This window comes from Pectobacterium cacticida (assembly GCF_036885195.1).
Lineage (GTDB): Bacteria > Pseudomonadota > Gammaproteobacteria > Enterobacterales > Enterobacteriaceae > Pectobacterium > Pectobacterium cacticida.
This window is the reverse complement of record NZ_CP133656.1, coordinates 1-20,347: the sequence shown is the minus strand read 5'-3', so window position 1 is coordinate 20,347 and position 20,347 is coordinate 1. Positions and strand designations below refer to the sequence as shown.

The window sequence follows — 20,347 nt, the reverse complement described above, 5'->3', positions numbered from 1 at the left end:
GCATTGAACGCATGAGACTGGGGTGTTACGGGGTAAGTGATAAGAAGAAAAAGAATGGCGGTTCAGGCAATCGCAAGTAAAGGAACCGCCATTAATGGCAAAGTAGATAAGGACAACACTAGCGCTGTTCCAGGACAAAATGCCCCTCGCCGACCTGCTGATAACGCCGCGCCGGGGGCTGGAAATCAGGCGCACGCACTGGGCTTGGCAACTCGGCGTGAGCGATATTACGCACTGGCCGCGTGTCCGGGTCAGGTACTGGCACCGCAGAAATAAGACGCCGGGTATAATCGTGCTGGGGGTTGTCAAAGATCGCCGAACGTGGGCCAATCTCTACGATTTCACCGAGGTACATCACCGCTACACGATGGCTGATGCGCTCAACAACCGCCATATCGTGCGAAATGAATAGGTATGACAGCCCTAGCGATTGCTGAAGATCCAGCATTAGGTTAATCACCTGAGCCTTGACGGAAACATCCAACGCCGACACCGACTCATCGGCAATAATCACTTTCGGTTCCAGCGCTAGCGCACGCGCAATACATACGCGCTGACGCTGCCCGCCGGAGAACTGGTGCGGGAAACGCACGGCCATTTCACCGGATAATCCCACCTGCTCCAGCAGCGCTTTTACCTTCGCATGTACATTTTGCCGGGTCGCCAAACCGTGCAGCAGCATCGGTTCGGCAATCGCTTCGCCGATCCGCATGCGCGGGTTCAGACTTTCATAAGGATCCTGAAATATCATCTGAATCTGCCGCCGTAAATCGGTTAGCGCATGCCTATCGGCCGTTAAAATATTTTTGCCTTGAAGTTCAATTTCCCCGCTAACGGCCTCTTCAAGACGAATAATTGACCGACCGGTGGTGGATTTACCACAGCCCGATTCGCCGACCAGCGCCAGCGTTTCACCTGGCCACAGCTCGAACGACACGTTCTCCACCGCATGAACCCGGCCGGACAGTCGCTGGAACACGCCCGATCGAATATCAAAGCGCGTGACCAGATTTTTCACCGCCAGCACGGGTTCTTTACCCGACACGGTGTTCACCGCCTCCGGCACCGGCTGGCGCTCGCCGGTTTTAAGATCCACTAACGGAAAGCGTTGCGGCCAAGCGCTGCCGGACATGGAGCCAAGTCTGGGGACCGCGGACAGCAACATGCGGGTATAAGGCCGCTGTGGATGATGAAAAATTTCCCGCGTGACGGCATTTTCCACCATTTCCCCCTGATACATCACCAGCGTGCGGTCAGACACTTCCGCCACCACGCCCATATCATGGGTGATAAACAGCACCGACATGCCCTCTTCTTCCTGAAGCGTTTTGATCAGCGTCAGAATTTGCGCCTGAATGGTGACGTCTAACGCCGTTGTGGGTTCATCAGCAATCAACAGCTTCGGGTGGCAGGCCAATGCAATGGCAATCACTACGCGCTGGCGCATCCCGCCGGAAAAACTCTGCGGGTATTCGTTCAGCCGTGATTTCGCCGCGGGAATGCGCACTTTCTCCAGCAGTCGTACTGCCTCGGCACGCGCCTCGGCTTTGCCCATGCCACGATGACGACGCAGCACTTCCGTAATCTGGTAGCCAATCGGCAAGACCGGGTTCAGGCTGGTCATCGGCTCCTGAAAAATCATGCCGATGCGGTTGCCGCGCACATCCTGCATCGCTTTTTGCGGGAGCGACAGCAGTTCGGTGTTATCAAAATGAATCTGCCCTTCAATTCGGCTTTGGCCGGGTGGCAACAGGCGCATAATGGATTTGGCCATCACGCTTTTCCCGGAACCGGATTCCCCCACCACGGCGACCGTTTCTTTCTCGCCAATGGTGAAAGATAAGTCCCGCACCACATTCAACCACGCGTCGTTCACGCGAAAAGCGGTCGTCAGATGCGAAACGGACATGATCGGCGCTGTCATGTGTTCATTACCCCTTATTCTCATGGCGTTCCCACAGACTAATTTCGTGGGTTAAGGATATCGCGCAGCGCATCCCCAACCAGATTAATTGCCACAATTAACAGCAGCAGCGTCAGACCTGGAAAAAAGCTGATCCAGTAATCACCCGACATGAGGTACTCGAAACCGTTCGAGATCAGCAACCCCAGCGACGGTTCCGTCACGGGCAATCCAAGCCCCAGAAACGAGAGCGTAGCTTCCAGCATAATGGCGTAAGCAATGCGCATGGTTGCCACCACGATCAGCGGCGCCAGGCAGTTCGGTAAAATGTGGCGAAACAGGATGCGCCGATTGGACAACGCCATGCTGCGCGCCGCATCCACATAACTACGGCGACGCTCCACCAGCGCCGAACCACGAATCGTCCGCGCGTAGTACGCCCACTGCGTAACCACCAGCGCCATAATGATCTTGTCAACCCCTTGCCCCAGTACCGCCAGCAGGATCAGCGCAATCAGGATCGGCGGGAAGCTAAGCTGGATATCAACGATACGCATGATGGTCGCGTCTGTTTTTCCGCCGACGTAGGCGCTAATCAGCCCCAGCGAAGCGCCAATCAACAGTGCGCAGACTGCGCTGGAGAAGCCGACCATGAGGCTGATACGGGTGCCGTACAGAATCGCGCTCAACAGATCGCGCCCCTGATCGTCCGTACCCAGCCAATACGTCATACCCGCCATGCTCTGGGCGCCGGGCGCGAGTCGCCCGTCCATAATATCGAGCTGCATCAAATCGTAAGGATTCTGCGGCGACAACAGTGGAGCAAACAGCGCCAGCAGGACAAAAAACGCCAGTAAAATGAGCCCACATAACGCCAGCCGGTCGTGGATCAAGGCCATTACCACGCGCATCGCCGGATGCAGATTTTTTTGCGCCGCGGCAGGCTGGTGTATCGTATTCTCTGTCATCCCTTGTCTCCTCCCAGCCGCACGCGCGGATCGACCATGACATACAACAAATCGACCAGCAGGTTAATCACACTAAACATGACCACGGTAATCATCAGGTAGGCCAGAATCACGGGGCGGTCGAGCACGGCGATCGCATCGATAATCAGCTTGCCCATGCCCGGCCAGGCATAAATGGTTTCCGTGACGACGGCAAACGCGATCAGCGACCCCAACTCCAGTCCTAGCACGGTAATCAATGGAATCAACGTGTTGCGCAACACATGTACCAACACGATGCGGGTTTCCGACAGCCCTTTCGCGCGGGCAAATTGCACATAATCCTGTTGCAGACACTCCATGACCCCGGCGCGCATCAGGCGGATCACCAGCGAAATTTTAAACAGCGCAAGGTTGAACGCGGGTAAAAGAAGGTGTTCAAGGCCATCGCGCGTCAGAAAGCTAAAGGGAATGCCGAAAAGGTCGTGCGTATCCCCCCGACCCGACGACGGAAGCCAACCTAACTTGACGCTGAACAGCATAATCATCACCAGACCAATCCAGAACGTGGGCAAACTAAAGCCCAAAATGGAGAAGGTCATGATGGATTTGGACACGGCGCTGTCCGGCTTCAGGCCAGCGTAAATCCCCAGCGGAATACCGACAACCAGCGCCATGACGAATGCCACCATCGCCAGTTCGAGCGTCGCGGGCATGCGCTGAAAAATTAACGTTAGGGCGGGCTGGTTAAAGATAAAAGAGTTGCCCATATCACCCTGGAAGGCGTTCCAAACGAACAGTCCGTACTGCTCCCAAACCGGCTTATCCAGACCAAAAGACTGAATGACTGCCAACCGTTCCGCTGGCGTGGCAGTCGCGCCCAACAGCATATCAACCGGGTTCCCTACCAGATAAACGCCCACAAATACCAGCACCGACATCACGGCCAGCGTCAGCAGCGTTTGTCCGATTCGGCTCAGCAGGTAAGCGATCATGAATGCGCCTCCGAATCCGTTGAGGTTGCCGCATCATAGCGACGTAGACGATCGGCAATCAGCCCGAGGAATCCGGGTTCGTCGATGTTCCGCATGACCCGCGCGTTCTCAGGTTTGCCCAATTTGTGATAAAAATCGGCAAATACGTAACCCGCCGTTTTACCGCCCACCGCCGCGCCAATGTGCGCGCATTTTGCCGCGAAGAGTTCCGGTTTCAACAGCCATGCGATGACGGCGGCATCATGAATTGGCCCACCTTCACGACCAAAGCGTGCGACTTCGCTGCGGTCAAACCGTCGCAACAGCGCCGCCATCGCTTTCCCCGGCGCACCGCCGCTGCGTTCGATATCGTCGATCTGCTCCTGTTGAATCAAGGCTTGGAACGTCACATCCAATGGCATGACGACGATGGGGACACCGGAAGAAAACACAATTTCCGCCGCATGAGGATCGGCATAAACGTTAAAATCGGCCCAGGGTACACGATTGCCCAATGCGGTAAAGGCGCCGCTGATGGAGACAATCTGTTTAATTCCACGCGCGACATCGGGGTGGAAGCACAGTGCCAAGGCCAGGTTGGTCATTGGGCCAATAGAACAAAGGGTGATCGGGTTATTGTCAGCGGTAGCCTGACGCGTCATCCGCACCAGAAAATCGACGGCGTGTTCTTGTTCCGGCGTCAGCGAACTCGCGGGTACGCAATCATCGGAGAACGCGCCGATATGAGCGTATTTGCCAAAAACCTGCTCGCGGATAAGCGGGCGCGCAGCGCCAGCAAAAATAGGGACATCGGTTCTGCCCGTCACGCCAACGACGTTGCACGCGTTTTGCAGCGTGGCCTCAAGCGGCACATTACCCGCCACCGTGGTGATACCAAGCACGTCCAGTTCGGGCGACGCCAATGCCAGCCAGATGGCGATGGCGTCGTCAACGCCAGGATCGGTATCAATAATAATACGTTCTCGCGCCATGTCAGGCACCCTCTCTGTAGCGGCTCAGTAGATCGGAAAATAGCGCGATAACCCGCTCGACATTAACGCCGGTCACCACATCCACATTCGGCTGGCGCTCGGTTTTTCCGTACCAGTCAGCAACGGTTTGTCCCATGCACAGTTCACTGTCCTGTTCAATATAGACGCAGGCTTTTTCCGTCGTGAAGCAATCCGGCGCCAGCACCCAGGCGATGACTAATGGATCGTGCAACGGGCCGCCGCGTGAGCCATAGCGACGAATATCGTTACGATCCCAAAACGCCATCATTTCATCGAGCGGCGCAGAGATTCGCCCCGCTAGCGCCACAAAACGCGCCACCCGTTCTGGTGTTAAAATTACCTGGTGCGTGGCGTCCAGTGGGAGCGCAACGATAGCAATCGATGAGTCAAACACGATCTTCGCCGCCTGCGGGTCGGCAAGCATATTGAATTCCGAGGTCAGGCTGCGATTGCCCGCTTCACGATAGGCGCCACCCATCATCACAATACGCGCAATACCATCGGCAATGTCCGGCGCCATACGCAACGCCATCGCCACGTTAGTTAATGGCCCTAACGTACACAGCGTGATCGGCATGCCGTCAGCGATAGCTTGTCGACACTGGTTAATGATAAAACTCACCGCATGTTGCGCTTCGGCCTGTTTTTGTGGCGCAGGCAGTACCGTCTTACCCAGCCCGCTTTCGCCATGAAACTGACCGTGGATAGGAGGACGCAACAGCGGACGATGGCAGCCGGCAAAAACGGGAATATCGGTACGATGGCCCAACTCCACAATTTGCAGCGCGTTACGCACTGTTTTTTCCAGCGGCTGATTGCCGCATACCGCGCAGATGCCGCGAATATCCAACGCTGGCGCGACAAATGCGCTCAATAACGCAATGGCGTCATCTATCCCCGGATCGCAATCAATTATAATCGGTAACGCGCTCATCCCCTGATAGTTCCTTTTCGCTTAATAATGGATGCTGCCAAATTTAAGATGCAAAAAACCCCACACCACGATGCGTGCAAAATAACAAATCGTTTTTCTTTAGAGGGCGTCGACGGACGCCAAAACGTCAGCGATCGCTTTTCGCGCCGTTTCATCCAACGGTTGTTGCGGCGGTAACGGATCGCCTACCGCAAACCCTTGCAACTGCAATGCCGCTTTAATACAGCCAGCAATGGAATAGCGGGCAAAAATTTCGTTGATACGCCACAGAGGACGCTGCAACGCCATTGCTTGATCCCAGTCTCCCGCGCGAGCGGCTTCGTACAAGGCAATACTCTGTTTAGGAACGATACAGGCCGGGCCGGCCATCCAGCCCACGCCGCCAATCAGCATCACACAGGCGGGAATATGGGCAGAGGCGGAAAACACCTCCATCCGGCCACGGGTGCGTTCGATGATGGAAAGCAAGCGCCCGGTATTCGTTGAGGCGTCTTTGATATAGCGGATATTACTGACATGACTTAGGCGTTCAATGACGGGCAGGCTCAAGTCGGAACGCTGGAACTGCGGGTTAGTGTACAGCACCACCGGTTTACCCTGTGCGGCATCGGCAATGGCGCGAAAATACTGTTCTACGCCCTCATCTTTCAACGGGAAATAGGCTTCCAGTATCGCAAGAATACCGTCCGCACCTAATTCAACGTAGCGTTTGGTTTGCTCAACGGCATCCTGGATTGTGGTTGATGCGACACCGGCAATCACCGGCACGCGGCCCGCCGTCGTCTCAATCACCGTTTTGACGACATCCAGACGTTGAGCCGCGGAGAGATAAGCAAATTCACCGGTGCTGCCTAATGGCACGACGCCATGTACGCCGCACTGAATCAGATGTTCGGTGAGTTGCGCCAGAACCGGCGTATCCACCTGACCATCAGGCTTAACGGGTGACACCAGATAGGGAAAAACGCCGCTGAACGTATTCACACCGCTCTCCTTGTTATCAGTGGTAGGGGTGAAAACCTCACCCCTTTGGAATCGTAACGGAAGGGCAACTATTTGGCGGAACGGACGAAATACGGCAGCGTGTAGGCATCGGCACGCCCCACATAGGTATACTGCTTTTTCATCGCCCAGGTGTTGGACAGGAACATCATCGGAATAACGCCTACATCGTTCATACCGATGTTCATCGCCTCAGCCAGCAACGCGTCACGCTTGGTTTCATCCAGCGTCGATCGTGCTTCGCTCAGCGTTTTGTCGAAAACAGGGTTAGAATAGCGACCACGATTACCCTGCCCTGCATTAGGGCCAAACGTTTCTAACAACGGCCCCAATACGCCAGAAGCTTCCCCGGTTTCAATCGCCGCACCGCCCATAATCAAACTAAAATCCTGACGGGAGGCGCGTGAAAAATACACACTGCCGGGCATCGTAACCACTTCAGTTTTAATGCCGACGCGTGTGAACATTTGGCCAATGGCCTGAGCAATTTTAGCATCATTAGGATAACGATCGTTCGACGCGTGGAAGGTCAGCGTGAAGCCGTTGGGGTAACCCGCCGCTGCCAGTTCCTGTTTGGCCTTCTCCGGATTATAAACCGGCGCAGGAATGGAAGCGGAATAACCGGGATACCCCTTCGGGACAAGCTGAGAGGCAACAACCGCCTTCCCCTCCATCACTCGGTCAACGATTGCCTGACGATTAATTGCTAAAGACATCGCCTGGCGAACTTCTTTTTTTAGTAATGGGTTTTTACCATCAGGACCTTTAGCAAACGGCGACTCGTCTCGCTGCTGATCCATGTGAAGGTAAATAACACGATTCCCTGGTGTTGAAATCGTTCTTAACTGCTGATTCTTTTCAATATTACGGCTATCGGCGGTGGGTACGTTTTCAATCATGTCCACATCACCGGATAATATAGCCGCGACGCGTGCGCTACTGTTTTTAAATACACGGACAGTTACATTGTCCCACTCTGCTTTCCCTCCCCAGTAATTATCATTACGAGCAAGGACTACCTTGTCGTCCGGCACCCAGGAAACAAATTTGAATGGCCCGGTGCCAATCACGTCTTTCCCCGAATTCAACGTTTCCGTCGGGACGTTCTCTAATCGAGCTGGTAAAATGGAAATCCGGCTTAAATTATTCAACAGCAGCGGCGATGCCTCTTTTGTCTTTATCCGCACCGTGAGTGGATTGACTTCTATTACGTCAGTAATGTCGCTGACGTAAGGTGCATAAGAGCTAGGGCTGTTTTTCGATGCCAGCGCAACACGCTTAATGCTGGCAATCACATCTTTCGCCGTAAAATCACTGCCGTCGTGAAACTTAACGCCAGGACGCAATACAAACTCCCACGTCTTGTCGTCAATCACTTTCCAACGGGTTGCCAGGGCAGGGACAATCTGCTGTTTCTCATCCTGTACAACCAAGCCGTCAAAAATATTACGCGCCATCGCGCTATTCGCTCCCCCCACATAAAATTGCGGATCCATTGAGGTTGTGGAGGAGGCCAAACCAATATTCAGGTCGGCACTGTAAGCCAAAGGTGAAGATGAAAATAAAACGGTAAATAATAACGCCAGCGTTGATTTCTTCATTCACTAACCCTCTATTCCATGATTGAGTACTCATGAAGGGTATTAGATTTTATAACTGTGAGTCTATGCACCAGATTGAATAATGAAAAATTGTATTTTGTGTTAAATTGATAACTAAATGTTATGGTTCAGGTGATAAATATGCGTATTAATCCACGTCAGGTTGAAGCCTTTCATAAAGTGATTCTTACCGGAAGCATCACCGCAGCGGCCAACATGATGTACATCACTCAGCCTGCGGTGAGTCGGCTGATCAAAGACTTTGAAGATGCTTTGAATCTGAAACTATTTGATAGAGACGGACGCGGCCTGATCCCACGCGCCGAAGCGATGAAGTTGTACCGGGAGGTCGAGCGACTCTACTTAGGGTTAGATCATATCGGGCTGATTGCCGATGAAATTCGTCACGCCAAAGGCGGTGTGTTGCGTGTCGCCGCCGTTCAGGCGCTCTCGTTTCTCTGTTCAGATCGGGTATTACCAGCGCTACTCAATAAATACCCCGATCTATCCCTGTTTCTGGACATCGAAAGCAGTCGCCACATTACGGATGCGATTACAGAAAATCATTATGATGTGGGGTTTATCTTTGGTCAGCCAGGCAGCAAGAGTCTGGAAGCCGAGCCATTGGCGGAAGCCAGTGCGGTCGCGGTCATCGCGGTGAAGCACCCATTGGCTACGGCGGATGAGATCACGCTGGCCGATCTGGCAGGCGCCCGTGCCATCCTGCCCGGAAGGACTACGCCGCTGCGGGCGCAGATTGATATCTCAGCCAGAAAAGAACAAATCTATTTACATAACCCCATCGAAACCTCGATGGTGAACTGTTGCGTATTGGCGTCAAGAAACGTTGGTATAGGCGTGGTCGATTTTATCACCGCGCTGAATAGCCCATCGCCCGTTATCGTTAAGCCTTTCAATCCAGATATAAAAATGACGTATTGCGCGGTTTATCCACCCCAGAATCCTCGCAGCCAGGTGGTTAATTACATCACACAGGTCATGGAAGAAAAAATAACGGAAAGTCTGGCGTTAAAATAAATTAAAAACAGCAAATTCTTTTTTAATGCGCTTTTTAATTCATGTAGTTATTTAACAATGCGTTTGGGAAAATAGATTTGTAAAAATAAATACCTTAATTGCCCTATTAAACATAACACAGCCATCAACGATGGCTGTGTTTGTACTATTTCCTTTGGGACAATCTTTTTTGGTAGAACCCCTTCGTAATTAGGCATTTAGCACAAATTTCTCGATCGCGTAGGCGACGCCATCTTCCGCATTCGTTTTGGTGACGAACTGGCTGGCAGCTTTCACCTCATCGATGGCGTTGCCCATCGCGACGCCGATACCCGCATAGCGAATCATCGCCAGATCGTTTTGCTGGTCGCCCAGCGCCAGCACGCTTTCGCGCGGAATATTAAGGTGTTCCGCCAGCATTTTTACGCCTTCGCCTTTGTTGACGCGCTTATCCAGAATTTCCAGATAGTATTCTGCGCTCTTCATGATGGTATAGCGTTCAAAGGCTTCCGCAGGAATCTGGCTGATGGCGCGATCCAATATCTCTGGCTCATCAATCATCATTACTTTCGGGAATGTCAGACGAGGATCCATTTCCTCTACCGCACGATACTTTAGCGGCATCCCTGTCAGGTGAGACTCATGAACGGTATAGGCGCTGATGTCTTTATTCGCGGTATAGACGAAATGGTAATCCAGCGCATGAAAGTGGACGCCCAATTTTCGGGCCAATGCCTCACAATACAGGTAATCATCAAAGCTTAGGGCCGTTTGCGCTACACATTCACCGTCGTCCGCCCGCTGCACCAGCGCGCCGTTATTGGTGATGCAGTAACCGCCTTCCTGCTGCAAATCAAGCTCTGCCAAATAGCGCGCAACGCCGACGTAAGGTCGGCCGGTAGCCAGCACCACCTGCACGCCTTTCTCTCTCGCAGCGGCTATGGCGGCTTTTACCGCCGGGGAAATTTGATTCTGGGGCGTCAGCAACGTCCCATCCATATCAATTGCGATCAGTTTTACAGACATAGTTTTTCCAACATTGGGTTACCGGTTTTCATGCTATCGCGATTCAGCCATGAAGTCGTTAGTGAAATACGACAAGGTTTATGTTCTGACGCAGACTTGTGACAATTTAGTGAACCATCTAAAGAGATATTGTTTCTCGCCGATAATTTACCTAGACCTAGGGTTACATGATAAATAATGGTGAGTCTCAGAAGGGAATGACCATAAAACATAAAGGAAAACTATTGATTGATATTTTATAAAAAAAGTGCCTGAGGGCGCTTATATCCCAGGGGATATTACGCATATGTCGACAACCTCGTTATCCGTTAGTCACAGCAACGCCTCTACTCAAACGTCGTTTCCAACCTTAAAAAGAAAGCTCAGTACGCGCATGCTCATGCTTCTGGCGGGCATCACAACCATCGCGCTCGGTTTTATTCTCACCATCGGCCTACTGATCTGGCAATCCGGCCAGCAACAAAAAAAACTCGCGCAGCAATATCTTGAACAAACGGCGTATACCAACAGTTATCTGATTCAACAAAAGCTTGATCTCGCGCTCCACGCGGCTCGTAATCTGGTACAGGGCGTTGTGAGCCTGCAAGAGGCTGGCGATGCCGACCGGAAAACCGCAGAGACGTTGTTGAAAAATGCATTGAAGAGCCATCCTGATTTCCTTTCGATGTCGTTGGCGTGGGAACCCGATGCGTTTGACGGCAAAGATCGAGAATACGCTGGTCAGCCCGATCAGGATCCCCAGGGCCGGTTCGTCCGTTATGTTGACCGCGATACCGCGGGCAACGTCGTCCTGCATAATCTGGTGGACTATGAAACGCCCGGCAGCGGCGATTACTATCTGCTGCCCAAGAAGCTCAAGAGGGAAGTGATTCTTGAGCCATATAGCTATCCTTATAACGGCGTCGATGTCCTGCTGACCTCCATTGCCGTGCCCATCATTATCAACAATCAATTTTACGGTTCCGTCACCGCGGATTTTTCGTTAGATACGCTGCAACAGCTAACCAACCATATCAAACCCTATCAAGGCACTGGATACGCCCAGTTGCTGTCCCACACCGGCGCTTACATTGCCCATCCGGATAGCGCCAGGGTGACGCAAAAAATCGAAAATGATCCCGCGCTGCTTGAGCATGTCACCACGGGTAAACCCTATATGCACGAACGTGATGATGCTGTACTCAATGCAGCGACATTTAACGTATACGTGCCGATTATTATTGGCGATACCGGTACGCCCTGGATGCTCGGCCTGTCCGCCCCAGCCAATGTAGTTATGGCAGAAACGGTGCGGCAACGTAACATAGGCCTGTTGCTGATGATCCTGAGTATCGTGGTCGTTTCCAGCGTACTTGGCGTCATTTTTACCCGTAAGGTCGCTCGTCCCATTGGCGGGGAACCGTCTCAAGCCGCACAGATTGCCCTGTCGGTCGCGCAAGGCGATTTAACGCAAACCATTCCCGTGCAGCCAAAAGATGACGGCAGTATTTTTTTCGCGATGAACGCCATGCAGTCCCAGTTGCGGGACATCGCTGAACAATTAATTAGCGCCAGCGAATCCGTCAGCCACGGCGCCACGGAAATTGCGGCAGGCAATACCGATTTGGCCTCTCGCACCGAGCAACAGGCGGCGGCGCTGGAGGAAACCGCCGCCAGCATGGAACAAATTACGGCAACGGTAAAACAAAATGCCGATAACGCCCATAGTGCGACAACGTTGGCGCAAAACGCTGCGCTCATCGCGCAAAAAGGCGACAAAATAGTCGGGCAGGTTGTTAACATTATGAGTGAAATTGACGACAGTTCGAAGAAGATTGCCGATATTACGAGTATTATCAGCAGTATTGCGTTCCAGACTAATATTTTGGCACTCAATGCGGCAGTGGAAGCGGCCAGGGCGGGGGAAGAGGGGCGCGGTTTTGCGGTGGTAGCCAACGAGGTGCGTAACCTCGCGCAGCGCAGCGCCAGTGCAGTAAAAGACATCACCTCGCTCATTACGGAATCCGCTAGCCGCGTTGACAGCGGCGTTACGCTGGTGCAAAACGCTGGCGCGACGATGCAGGAAATGCTGCAAGCCGTCACGTCGGTAAAGGACATCATGGATGAGATCGTCTCAGCCTCGGATGAACAATCACGCGGCATCAGTCAGGTCACTCAGGCGGTTCACGAGATGGACAGCGTTACTCAGCAAAACGCCGCACTGGTGCAGGAGGCGACAGCCGCCGCCGCATCGTTAGAGGAACAAGCCCGGTTGCTGGCCCAAACTGTACTCGTGTTCAAACTCTCTTAATCGCTTCCTTTTCCACATCGCTTACAGGCCAACGACAACCTGTGAGCGATGCCCTACTCCAGCAAGCTATCCCCATACGAATGTGACACTGATTTCAGTTAAGCACGAAGGAAATCCATAATATGGTAATCTTGTGATTCTCCGATCTGAGTATGACGCGCTACCTGTAACGGCAACGCTCACAATAATCAACTCCACCGACCCATAAGTTGCAACAATAAGATGAAATTCATAAGACTACCGCTACTGGCACAAATCTCATCAGCGCATCTGGTGAGCCACTTTCACATGATGGTGCTGCCTGCGCTTATTCCGTTGTTGTCAGCCCAACGCGGTATCAGTTTTGTCGAACTCGGGTTCGCGCTTAGCGTGTTCAACATTGTCTCCGCCTGTGTACAGACGCCGATTGGCTTTGTCGTTGATCGTATCGGCGCACGCCGCACATTAACTGCGGGGCTCACGCTCGGAAGCCTTTGTTTTCTCTCACTTGGTTTTTCAGGCAGCTATGCCTGGCTAGTCACCGCGATGGCGTTGGCGGGGGTGGCGAACGCCGTTTATCATCCAGCGGATTATGCTTTGCTGTCGCGCGGAATTGATGAAAAACGCATGGGGCGCGCATTCTCAGTACATACGTTCTCCGGCTTTCTGGGCACCGCTATTGCCCCCGGCATTTTGCTGTTCATCGCCGCCTTTTCTGGCATTAACAGCGCCTTCATCGTTTCCGGCGTTATCGGTTTGCTGACGGTTCCACTACTTTTGACGGATCGTGATGAGCCTTGTCGAGTGGATCCTGTGACGACGACGAGCGCCTTGCCGAAGAAACCACGCGCCCCCGTGTTTACATTGCCGATACTGGCGCTGTTGATTCTGTTTCTGCTGCTGAATTTAAGCACCGGTTCGATTCAGAATTTTTCGGTGACGGCGTTTGTTACAGGCTACGATTTATCGCTTTCACAGGCTAATGTAGCGCTGACCGCTTTCCTGTTCGCCAGCGCCTTTGGTGTACTCGCAGGCGGTTCGCTGGCGGATAAAACCAAACGCCACGGACTGGTAGCGACAGCGGCGTTGGCCGTAACCGCCGTGCTGGTCAGTATCGTTGCCCTGTATTCCTTGCCTACCCTCGTACTGGTGCCGCTGCTGGCTACCGCCGGTTTCCTCTCCGGGATGATAGCCCCCTCACGGGATATGCTGGTGCGCGCCGCTTCACCTGCGGGGGCGGAAGGGCGGGTGTTTGGCATTGTTTCCACGGGGTTTAATTTGGGTGGCGCGGCGGGGCCGGTCCTGTTCGGCTGGCTACTGGATAACGGCCATCCTCAGGCTATTTTCTGGTCTGCCGTCATTTTTATGTTGATCACCGCTTTCATCACGTTGCTACAGGAAATGCGCGGTGCCAAACGTCGTGCATTGGCCTGATAAAACGTTTTTCAACGTCACGGTAAGCGAAACAGTCGTCATAAAAAAGCCAGCTCCGCAGGGAACTGGCTATTGCTGATAATGGCGAGATCGTAAAGGCGCTGTAGGCATATCCCTGTGCGCTCGGATTGCGCAGATATGAATCTATCTACATCAAATATCGATATTCATCGCCTTCAGGGCATTTTCTTCAATAAACGCACGGCGCGGCTCAACGGCATCGCCCATTAAGGTCGTAAACAGTTCATCGGCGGCAATAGCGTCTTTTACCGTCACACGCAGCATGCGGCGACTGGTTGGATCCATCGTGGTTTCCCACAGCTGTTCCGGGTTCATTTCCCCCAAGCCTTTGTAACGCTGAACGGTCAGGCCACGACGGGATTCTTTCACCAACCACTCCAGCGCCTCTTCAAAGCTCGACACCGGCTGACGGCGCTCGCCGCGTTCAACATAAGCATCTTCTTCAATGAGATCCCGCAGTTTCTCACCCAGGTGATTCAACTTGCGATACTCGCCGCCCGCAATGAAGCTCGCGCCGAGCAGATAATCGGTATCCACACCGTGTGTACGCACCCGCAATACCGGCTCAAAGAAATCATGCGCTTCATCATGATTGATCACAAAGCTGTAGGCGCTGCCATGCTCTTCGTTCTCGTTGAGGCTACTCACCAGTAATTCGGCCCACGCCTGCACTTTTTCACGTTCACTTAGGTCGGCTTCAGACAGTGTGGGTTGATAGATTAAACGATTGAGCAACGCGCGTGGGAAGCGACGTTCCATACGGCCAATCTGTTTTTGCACGGCATAGTGTTCAGAAACCAGTTTCTCCAGCGGTTCACCCGCCAGCGCCGGTGCCTGTGCATTGGTATGCAGCGTCGCGCCATCCAATGCCAGCATAATCTGGTACTGATCCATCGCGTCATCATCTTTGATGTATTGTTCTTGCTTGCCTTTTTTCACTTTATAGAGCGGCGGCTGCGCAATATAAACATGACCACGCTCAACGATTTCAGGCAGTTGGCGATAGAAAAACGTCAGCAACAGGGTACGAATGTGTGAACCATCTACATCGGCATCGGTCATGATGATGATGTTGTGGTAGCGCAGTTTGTCCGGGTTGTACTCATCACGCCCAATACCGCATCCCAACGCCGTGATTAACGTCGCGACTTCCTGCGAGGAGAGCATCTTATCAAAACGCGCCTTCTCCACGTTCAGGATTTTCCCCTTCAGCGGCAGGATCGCCTGATTCTTGCGGTTGCGCCCTTGCTTGGCTGAGCCACCCGCGGAGTCACCTTCCACCAGGTACAATTCAGACAATGCTGGATCGCGTTCCTGGCAGTCCGCCAGTTTGCCCGGTAAACCCGCCAGATCGAGCGCGCCTTTACGACGCGTCATGTCACGCGCTTTACGCGCTGCCTCACGCGCACGCGCGGCATCAATAATCTTACCGACCACAATTTTGGCATCCGATGGGTTTTCCATCAGATAATCCACCAGCTTTTCGTTGACCAGCGATTCGACCACCGTTTTCACTTCGGAAGAAACCAGCTTGTCTTTGGTCTGCGAGGAAAACTTCGGATCCGGAACTTTCACGGAAACCACGGCGATCAGCCCTTCACGCGCATCGTCGCCGGTAGCGCTAATTTTGGCTTTCTTGCTGTAGCCTTCTTTGTCCATGTAGTTATTCAGCGTGCGGGTCATCGCGGCGCGGAAACCAGCCAGATGGGTTCCCCCGTCACGCTGTGGAATATTATTGGTAAAGCAATAAATATTTTCCTGGAAACCATCATTCCACTGCAACGCCACTTCCACGCCGATGTCATCTTTTACCGTCGAGAAATAAAACACATTGGGGTGAATCGGCGTTTTATTACGGTTCAGGTAATCAACAAATGCCTTGATGCCGCCCTCATAGTGGAAGTGGTCGGCTTTATCTTTCTCGCGCTCGTCGCTCAGGCGGATAGAGACGCCGGAGTTCAGGAACGACAACTCGCGCAAGCGTTTGGCCAGAATCTCATACTCAAATTCCAGCACGTTGGTGAATGTCTCATGGCTCGGCCAAAAGCGCACGGTAGTACCCGTTCTATCGGTTTCCCCCGTTATCGCCAGCGGCGCCTGCGCCACACCGTGTCGATAAACCTGGTGGTGAATTTTACCGTCACGATAAATGGTCAGCTCCAGCTTTTCCGACAGGGCGTTCACCACGGAAACCCCAACACCGTGCAGACCGCCGGAGACTTTATACGAGTTATCATCGAACTTACCGCCGGCATGCAGCACCGTCATGATGACTTCCGCAGCGGAAATCCCTTCTTCTTCATGAATACCGGTCGGTATGCCGCGGCCATCATCCTGCACCGATACCGAATTATCGGCATGTATGGTGATGACAATATCTTTACAATAGCCAGCGAGTGCCTCGTCGATAGCGTTGTCCACAACCTCGAATACCATGTGATGCAGGCCAGTACCGTCATCCGTATCGCCGATATACATCCCTGGGCGTTTACGCACCGCGTCCAGCCCTTTCAATACCTTGATACTTGAGGAGTCATAAGAATTCGACATCAACGTTTCTCGCTCATTTTAGTCCTGTGATTGAACCGTTATTTTACCCTGTTCTACGCGGAACATCTTGCCCTTTTCACCCACCATGTCCTCTATCTGCTGCGCGCTAACCGCGCTGACAAAAACCTGTGCATGGGTGGCTTTTAACCGTTCAGCCAGCAAACGGCGGCGGGTACTATCCAGTTCGGAAGCAAAATCATCGATCAGATACAGGCAGCGCAGCCCGTTCTGACGGGTGAGAAACTCACCCTGAGCCAGCCTCAGCGCACACATCAGCAGCTTAAGCTGACCGCGGGACAGCATATCTTCAACCGCCACGCCGCTAGCGCGGATACGAAAGTCGGCTTTATGCGGCCCCAGCGCCGTATAACCTAACATACGGTCGCGTTCGAACTGCCGTTCCAGCAGTTCACCATACTCACTTTCTTTATCCCAGCCGCGCTGGAAAGAGAAACTGAGAGAAAATTCTGGCAAAAATTGCATACAGGTCGCGGAGATATCACTGCCAATCGCCGCACTGTATTGCGCCCGCCATTCGCTGATGCGCTCCGCCAATGGCACTAATGCCTGATCCCAGGCTTTGAGTTGTCCGTAATGACTCACTTGACGCAACGCCGCATTCCGCTGGCGTAGCAGGCGCTTCATACTGCTCCAGGCAGCAAAAAAGCCGGGTTCATTATGGAAGCAACCCCAGTCAAGAAAGGCGCGCCGATATTTCGGGCCGCCATTGAGTAGCGAAAACCCTTCCGGGGTAATCAACTGTATTGGCAGCAGATGCGCCAGTTCAGCCACTTTATGACCATCGCTACCGTCGATACGCACCTTGCTGTCGCCCTGACGGTTTTTGCTTAATCCGACGGAACGCTCGGTTTGCATGCCATCGATCCGACCGTGCAGCACAAATTCAGGTTGATCGTGGCGGATCACGCGCCCTGCCTGAACGCTACGGAACGCTCGCCCGTGCCCAAGCGTGTAAATCGCTTCTAGCACGCTGGTTTTACCACTGCCGTTAGCGCCGACCAAAAAATTAAAGCCGGGAACCAGCGCCAAATCGGCCACTTCAATATTACGGAAATCTTTAATCAGAAGACGAGTGAGGGCCATGTTGCAGTGATCTTAGTGATAAAAGGGCAAGGAAACTTGCCCGATAATTCTACAACCGCATGGGCATGACGACATAAGCCGCCGCACGGCTGGCGCTATCTTCTATCTGCACGCTGGAGACGGAATCGGTCAACAGCAAACGGACATCTTCGCACTTCAGCGCGTTTAGCACATCCAATACATAGCTGACGTTAAAACCGATCTCCATCTCGGTGCCGTCGTATTGCACATCGAGAATCTCTTCCGCCTCTTCCTGCTCAGGGTTATTGGCAGTAATTTTGAGCTGATTCTGGATCAGATGCAGACGCACGCCGCGAAATTTTTCATTGGACAGAATCGCCGCGCGGGAAAAAGCCTGTTTGAGCAAATCACAACCGGCCTCCAGCACTTTATCGGGGTTTTTCGGCAATACGCGGCGGTAATCAGGAAAACGGCCATCGACAAGCTTTGAGGTAAAAATAAAGTCGCCGACATGCGCGCGGATGTTATTGCTGCCTATTTGCAATTGCAGCGGCGTATCGCCCGCCTCCAACAACCGCACCAGTTCCATCACGCCTTTACGCGGCACGATCACCGAATGTGACGGTAACGCTTGCCCAACCGGCATCGAGCAGACCGCCAGACGGTGGCCGTCGGTTGCGACCGTGCGTAACTCCTCGCCTTCGGTTTCAAACAACATGCCGTTAAGATAGTAACGCACATCCTGATGGGCCATCGAAAACTGCGTCGCTTCGATCAAACGTTTCATCGTCGCCTGCGGCAGAGAAAATTCGACATCGCTTTGCCAATCATCCAGATTAGGGAAATCCGCCGCGGGTAACGTGGACAACGAGAAGCGGCTGCGGCCAGAACGCACCAACATGCGATCGCCATCCAGCATGATGGTGATCTCTGCGCCTTCCGGCAGACCTCGGCAAATATCAAACAGTTTACGGGCGGGAACCGTCGTCGCACCCGGCTCATGCGGCTGCGTCAACGCCACCTTCGCCACCATCTCCATTTCCAGATCGGTACCGGTCAGTGACAGTGCGCCTTCCGTCACTTGTATCAACAAGTTACCCAGAATCGGTAACGTCGGCCGACCACCAAGCGGACTGCTGACCTGTTGTAATGGCTTTAACAGACGTTCGCGTTCAACAATAAATTTCATCATGTTATGAAGATAGTGTTCTGATTAGATTAGAGAAATCTTCTTTGATGTCGTGGCTTTCTTCACGCAACTGCTCGATTTTTCGGCAAGCGTGCAACACCGTCGTATGATCGCGCCCGCCGAAAGCATCGCCAATTTCCGGCAGGCTGTGATTCGTCAGTTCTTTCGCCAACGCCATCGCCATCTGGCGCGGGCGCGCCACCGAGCGAGAACGTCGTTTAGACAGCAAATCGGCGACTTTGATTTTATAGTATTCCGCCACTGTCTTTTGAATATTGTCGATAGTCACCAGCTTTTCTTGCAACGCCAGCAGATCGCGCAACGCTTCGCGCACAAAATCAATGGTGATCGAGCGGCCGGTAAAATTGGCGTTGGCGATAACGCGGTTCAACGCCCCCTCCAGCTCACGCACATTAGACCGCAGGCGTTTGGCGATAAAAAAAGCCACTTCGCCAGGCAGACGAATATCATTTTCATCGGCCTTTTTCATCAGAATCGCCACTCGCGTTTCCAGTTCCGGCGGTTCAATCGCGACGGTTAACCCCCAACCAAAGCGGGATTTCAGGCGATCCTCTACACCGTTGATCTCTTTTGGATAGCGATCGGACGTCAGGATAATTTGCTGATTGCCTTCCAGCAGCGCATTAAAAGTATGAAAGAACTCTTCTTGCGAACGCTCTTTATTCGCAAAGAATTGGATATCATCGATCAGCAACGCGTCAACAGAACGATAGTAGCGTTTGAATTCCTCAATCGCGTTATTCTGTAAGGCTTTTACCATATCCTGTACGAAACGTTCAGAATGCATATAAACCACTTTCGCATTCGGCTTGCGGGTAATAATTCCGTTCCCAACCGCATGCAACAGGTGCGTTTTACCCAGGCCAGTGCCGCCATAAAGAAACAGCGGATTATAGGCGCCGCCTGGATTATCGGCCACCTGCCGTGCGGCCGCACGTGCTAACTGGTTGGATTTACCTTCAACGAAATTGTCAAATGTGTGCTTGGGGTTCACGTTGGAACGGTAGGTATGCTCTGCCTGTACCGGCGAGTTGTCCCAACTTGGGCGCACCGGCGCCGCGCGCACGGGTTGTTGACGCGCCACGCTGACAGCGTTGTGATGTGAAGGCGCCGACGGGCTAGCCGCCTGAACCAACGGTTTGCTCCCTACTTCGAAACGCAGCAAAGGTGCGTCTACTCCGCAGAAATCATTTAGTAATACATTGATATTATTTAAATATTTATCACGAACCCAATCCAGGACAAAGCGATTAGGGGCGTAGAGCGCCAGAGTGTTATCACTCAGCTCAGCCTGCAATGGGCGTATCCACATACTGAATTCTGTGGCAGGTAACTCATCCTGCAAACGGGCAAGACACTGCTGCCAAAGCGAAAGTGACAC

The 20,347-nt window shown here is 52.9% G+C and carries 15 protein-coding genes; 3 read left to right on the top strand and 12 right to left on the bottom strand.

From position 1 onward, the window contains the following. Positions 1-118 precede the first annotated feature (118 nt). The 7 genes from RFN81_RS00075 to RFN81_RS00045 form a co-directional block, all read right to left on the bottom strand. A complete protein-coding gene (locus RFN81_RS00075) occupies positions 119-1,924 on the bottom strand; it encodes an ABC transporter ATP-binding protein (protein ID WP_264497246.1) in 1,806 nt (601 codons plus the stop codon). A gap of 38 nt (positions 1,925-1,962) precedes the next feature. Beyond that, a complete protein-coding gene (locus RFN81_RS00070; protein ID WP_264497245.1) occupies positions 1,963-2,871 on the bottom strand; it encodes an ABC transporter permease in 909 nt (302 codons plus the stop codon). Beyond that, positions 2,868-3,845 carry an ABC transporter permease gene (locus tag RFN81_RS00065; RefSeq protein ID WP_264497244.1) on the bottom strand — a complete coding sequence of 326 codons (978 nt, stop codon included), beginning with the start codon at positions 3,843-3,845 and terminating at the stop codon, positions 2,868-2,870. Before RFN81_RS00065 ends, RFN81_RS00070 begins: the two co-directional genes overlap by 4 nt. Next, positions 3,842-4,816 carry a nucleoside hydrolase gene (locus tag RFN81_RS00060; protein ID WP_264497243.1) on the bottom strand — a complete coding sequence of 325 codons (975 nt, stop codon included), beginning with the start codon at positions 4,814-4,816 and terminating at the stop codon, positions 3,842-3,844. Before RFN81_RS00060 ends, RFN81_RS00065 begins: the two co-directional genes overlap by 4 nt. 1 nt (position 4,817) lies before the next feature. Then, positions 4,818-5,771, bottom strand: a complete 954-nt coding sequence (locus tag RFN81_RS00055; RefSeq protein ID WP_264497242.1) for a nucleoside hydrolase — start codon at positions 5,769-5,771, stop codon at positions 4,818-4,820. Positions 5,772-5,870: 99 nt separating this feature from the next. Beyond that, positions 5,871-6,755, bottom strand: coding sequence for a dihydrodipicolinate synthase family protein (locus RFN81_RS00050; RefSeq protein ID WP_264497241.1), 885 nt, complete (start codon positions 6,753-6,755; stop codon positions 5,871-5,873). A 68-nt stretch (positions 6,756-6,823) separates the two neighbouring features. Further along, on the bottom strand, positions 6,824-8,374 hold the full coding sequence (locus RFN81_RS00045) for an ABC transporter substrate-binding protein (RefSeq protein WP_264497240.1): 1,551 nt from the start codon (positions 8,372-8,374) through the stop codon (positions 6,824-6,826). A gap of 141 nt (positions 8,375-8,515) precedes the next feature. On the opposite strand from RFN81_RS00045, the gene RFN81_RS00040 reads away from it, so the two are divergent. Beyond that, positions 8,516-9,412 (top strand): LysR family transcriptional regulator, encoded by an 897-nt coding sequence (locus RFN81_RS00040; protein WP_264497239.1) that lies wholly within the window; start codon positions 8,516-8,518, stop codon positions 9,410-9,412. A gap of 189 nt (positions 9,413-9,601) precedes the next feature. On the opposite strand, the gene yidA is transcribed toward RFN81_RS00040, so the two are convergent. Beyond that, complete coding sequence (yidA, locus tag RFN81_RS00035; RefSeq protein WP_264497238.1) at positions 9,602-10,417, bottom strand: sugar-phosphatase; 816 nt, start codon at positions 10,415-10,417, stop codon at positions 9,602-9,604. A 286-nt stretch (positions 10,418-10,703) separates the two neighbouring features. On the opposite strand from yidA, the gene RFN81_RS00030 reads away from it, so the two are divergent. Both RFN81_RS00030 and RFN81_RS00025 read left to right on the top strand, forming a co-directional pair. Next, positions 10,704-12,707, top strand: coding sequence for a methyl-accepting chemotaxis protein (locus RFN81_RS00030; protein WP_422394734.1), 2,004 nt, complete (start codon positions 10,704-10,706; stop codon positions 12,705-12,707). 222 nt (positions 12,708-12,929) lie between these two features. After that, the gene (locus RFN81_RS00025; protein WP_264497237.1) at positions 12,930-14,120 is read left to right on the top strand and encodes an MFS transporter; all 1,191 of its coding nucleotides are present in this window, start codon (positions 12,930-12,932) and stop codon (positions 14,118-14,120) included. 153 nt (positions 14,121-14,273) lie between these two features. On the opposite strand, the gene gyrB is transcribed toward RFN81_RS00025, so the two are convergent. Genes gyrB through dnaA form a run of 4 tightly spaced genes read right to left on the bottom strand, consistent with a single transcriptional unit; the run spans position 14,274 to position 20,347 of the window. Beyond that, positions 14,274-16,691, bottom strand: a complete 2,418-nt coding sequence (gyrB, locus tag RFN81_RS00020; RefSeq protein WP_264497236.1) for a DNA topoisomerase (ATP-hydrolyzing) subunit B — start codon at positions 16,689-16,691, stop codon at positions 14,274-14,276. A gap of 18 nt (positions 16,692-16,709) precedes the next feature. Then, complete coding sequence (gene recF, locus RFN81_RS00015) at positions 16,710-17,795, bottom strand: DNA replication/repair protein RecF (RefSeq protein WP_264497235.1); 1,086 nt, start codon at positions 17,793-17,795, stop codon at positions 16,710-16,712. 49 nt (positions 17,796-17,844) lie between these two features. Beyond that, positions 17,845-18,945 (bottom strand): DNA polymerase III subunit beta, encoded by a 1,101-nt coding sequence (gene dnaN / locus RFN81_RS00010; protein ID WP_264499042.1) that lies wholly within the window; start codon positions 18,943-18,945, stop codon positions 17,845-17,847. A 4-nt stretch (positions 18,946-18,949) separates the two neighbouring features. Then, positions 18,950-20,347 carry a chromosomal replication initiator protein DnaA gene (gene dnaA, locus RFN81_RS00005; protein WP_264497234.1) on the bottom strand — a complete coding sequence of 466 codons (1,398 nt, stop codon included), beginning with the start codon at positions 20,345-20,347 and terminating at the stop codon, positions 18,950-18,952.